This is a genomic window from Anaerosporobacter sp. (assembly GCF_965301125.1).
Genome location: NZ_CBDLAM010000264.1, coordinates 1 through 4,171, shown reverse-complemented (window position 1 = coordinate 4,171; position 4,171 = coordinate 1). Strand labels below are relative to the sequence as shown.

Genomic DNA, 4,171 nt, shown 5'->3' with positions numbered 1-4,171 from the left:
ATATTGAAAAGAAATTAGAATTTTAATTCATTCATCTAAGTAGTGAAGCCCTCATGGAAAATTATATTTTTCTTGAGGGTTTTTTTTGTTACCTTTTATTGTATTTAAATGTAACTCATATGCAAGATGAATGAATAATATACATTGATATATTGTTAAGCAATAACATTATATTAAAAAATAATTGATATAATAAAATAGAAAAATAAAGTTATAATTTTTAGTGGCAGAAAAATAATTCATAAAATACAATATTTATTTGGTTATTTTTAATAATGTGGATTGGATAATACTGTTAAAGAAATTGTGTTATAAATCGACAAGTCAAACTGCACAATGCAAGGTTATAAAAATTAAAAAATTATCCAATTTGAACAACTGTATTGGATATCAATGGAATGTTGATAGACTGTAGAGTGAAAAAATATGAAAAATATGTTTCTTAATTGTACAAACTATGCTATAATGATACTAGGCAAGAAACATAACAAATTATGTTGAAATGCCGTGTGTTTGTTATCCATTATGGGGAAATGGGACAAATACATATAAATCAGAAACATATTTCTGATAATTCTTGGTACGATGGACAATACCATAATTTTTTTTATGTACATAATCGGTATTAATATTAAATTGCAGCTTAAGCAATTGCGAGGTCGTACGAATTAAATATTAGGAGGTAAATGACACAATGGCAAAATGGGTATATTTATTCACAGAGGGAAACACTAGTATGAAAAACCTTCTTGGTGGTAAAGGTGCAAACTTAGCAGAAATGACAAACTTAGGGCTTCCAGTACCACAAGGCTTCACAATTACGACAGAAGCATGCACACAGTACTATGAAGACGGAAGAAAAATTAATGATGAAATCATGGGTCAAATCATGGAACACATCACCAAGATGGAAGAAATCACAGGAAAAAAATTCGGTGACAAAGAAAATCCATTATTAGTATCTGTTCGTTCAGGAGCAAGAGCTTCTATGCCAGGTATGATGGATACCATCTTAAATCTTGGTTTGAATGAAGAAGTTGTTAATGTATTAGCAACTAAATCAGGAAATCCTCGTTGGGCATGGGATTGTTACAGAAGATTTATCCAGATGTATTCTGATGTAGTTATGGAAGTAGGTAAAAAATACTTCGAAGAACTTATTGATAAAATGAAAGAAGAAAAAGGCATTACTCAAGATGTCGATTTAACAGCTGAAGATTTAAAAGAATTAGCAAATCAATTCAAAGCTGAATATAAAGAAAAAATAGGTGAGGAATTCCCAACTGATCCAAAAGAACAATTAATGGGCGCTATCCAAGCAGTATTCCGTTCATGGGACAATCCTCGTGCGAACATCTATCGTCGTGATAACGATATCCCTTATTCATGGGGTACTGCAGTTAACGTACAGATGATGGCATTTGGTAACATGGGTGAGACTTCTGGTACAGGTGTTGCATTTACTCGTAATCCTGCAACTGGTGAGAAAAAACTTATGGGTGAATTCTTAATGAACGCTCAAGGCGAAGATGTTGTTGCTGGTGTTCGTACACCTCAAAAAATAGATCAATTAAAAGAAGTTATGCCAGAAGTTTATAATCAATTTATAGAAATCTGCAATAAACTTGAAGATCACTATAGAGATATGCAAGATATGGAATTCACAATCGAAGATAAGAAACTTTACATGTTACAAACTCGTAACGGTAAGAGAACTGCAAAAGCAGCACTTAAGATCGCTTGTGATTTAGTAGATGAAGGAATGATTTCTGAAGAAAAAGCTGTTAAGATGATCGATCCTAGAAATCTTGATACATTACTTCACCCACAATTTGATACAGAAGCAGTTAAGAAAGCTACTCCAATTGCAAAAGCTCTTGCAGCAGCTCCTGGTGCAGCTTGTGGTAAAGTTGTATTTACTGCTGATGATGCAAAAGCTTGGGCAGATAGAGGAGAAAAAGTTGTTTTAGTACGTCTTGAAACTTCTCCTGAAGATATCGAAGGTATGAAAGCTTCTCAAGGTATCTTAACAGCTCGTGGTGGTATGACTTCACATGCAGCAGTTGTTGCTCGTGGAATGGGTACTTGCTGTGTATCTGGTTGTTCAGAAATCATTATGGATGAAGAAAACAAAGTATTCAAATTAGCTGGTAAAGAATATCATGAAGGAGATATCATTTCTTTCGATGGTTCTACAGGCTATATCTATGACGGTGCTATGCCAACAGTTGATGCTACAATCGTTGGTGAGTTAGAAAGAATTATGGCATGGGCAGATAAATATAGAAAATTAAAAGTTAGAACAAATGCAGATACTCCTGCAGATGCTAAGAAAGCTCGTGAACTTGGAGCGGAAGGTATCGGTCTTTGCCGTACAGAGCATATGTTCTTTGAAGGTGACAGAATCGACGCATTCCGTGAAATGATTTGTTCAGATACTGTAGAAGAAAGAGAAGCAGCTCTTGCTAAGATTCTTCCAGTACAACAAGGTGACTTTGAAGCGTTATATGAAGCTTTGGAAGGTAACCCAGTTACAATTCGTTTCTTAGATCCACCACTACATGAGTTTGTTCCAACTGATGAAGAAGATATTAAGAAACTTGCTGATGCTCAAGGTAAATCTGTTGAGACTATCAAAGCAATCATCGCTTCATTACATGAGTTCAATCCAATGATGGGACACAGAGGTTGTCGTCTCGCTGTTACATATCCAGAAATCGCTAAGATGCAAACTTCAGCTGTAATTCGTGCAGCTATTAATGTTAAGAAAGCGCATCCAGATTGGAATATCAAACCAGAAATCATGATTCCATTAATTAGTGATGTTAAGGATTATAAATTTGTTAAGAAAGTTGTTGTTGAAACAGCAGATGCTGAAATCAAAGCAGCTGGTTCTGATATGAAATATGAAGTTGGTACAATGATCGAAATCCCAAGAGCAGCCCTTTCAGCTGATGAAATTGCTGAAGATGCTGAATTCTTCTGCTTTGGTACTAACGATTTAACTCAGATGACTTACGGTTTCTCTCGTGACGATGCAGGTAAGTTCTTAAATGCTTACTATGATACTAAGATTTTTGAAAGCGATCCATTCGCAAAACTTGACCAAGTTGGTGTTGGTAAGTTAATGGAAATGTCAATCAAACTTGGTAAATCTACTCGTCCAGATTTACATATTGGTATCTGTGGAGAACATGGTGGAGATCCATCTTCCGTAGAATTCTGCCATAAGATTGGATTAGACTATGTGTCTTGTTCACCATTCCGTGTACCAATCGCTCGTTTAGCAGCAGCACAGGCAGCTTTGAAGTAAGTGCAGTAAATCTAAAGGACATTGATTGTTTTTCGGTTAAAATAATGAAATAGTGAATCCCCCCTATATTGGTGAAATCTGATATGGAGGGGATTTTTTTTGATGATGGGTTGAAACTAATGAATTTACGGTAAAATAAAAAAGGTTTTTTCTGAAAACCGACCCTTCTGACCCTAATGAAAATTTTGAATACTTAAAACCTCTAACCAAAAAACACTGAACCACATGAAACGGCTATCTCTCAAACAGACAGTCTAACTATGATGCATGCTCATTTAAGAGTTTTTATGTTCTCAAAGGAGAGATTTCAAAGGCTATACATGATGCTATTTAGTGGTCAGGTAAAAGTTAAACTTTTTGTGTCTACGATATTGACACAAGTCCAATGAATTTCTACCATATCATAAAAGACATGGCGAAGAACTCAAACAGGAAATCATAAAGCAGTTGGAACACTTTAATCCAGAACAACTGCTGTTCCTATTGATTGACTACTTTCATATCCACTTTCCACCGCCGAGGGCATGGTTTTCAGGTTCATACTGTCAAGCAAGAAAGCGAGTGGCAAGGAGCGTGCCTTGACAGTATGAAAAAACTTGATAGGCGGTGGGAGCTAAGGGGGACAAAATAATTTTCAATATACCTCTGATGATTTTTTATAACATGTTTGATATAATCAGAGCAGTCATTTGAATTGTAAAGGGGTTGACGAAAGGTGAGAAAAATAAACAGGAAGGTAAAAATAGAAGACATCACAGAAGGAAGCTATATAGACGGAAAAATCAGCAAAGAAAAATCGGATAAAGTAAAAGCATTGTTAAAAGTCTATAAAGGTACAAAAGAGGAAATGGATTATAG

The 4,171-nt window shown here is 35.1% G+C and carries 1 protein-coding gene; it reads left to right on the top strand.

The annotated features are described in order from the left end of the window. Positions 1 to 694: 694 nt before the first annotated feature. Positions 695 to 3,313, top strand: coding sequence for a pyruvate, phosphate dikinase (gene ppdK, locus ACW2QF_RS18310; RefSeq protein ID WP_455717457.1), 2,619 nt, complete (start codon positions 695 to 697; stop codon positions 3,311 to 3,313). Positions 3,314 to 4,171: the final 858 nt, after the last annotated feature.

Coding starts and splice junctions, on each gene's coding strand:
- ppdK (WP_455717457.1), top strand. CDS start 695: ATGGCAAAATGGGTATATTTATTCACAGAGGGAAACACTAGTATGAAA.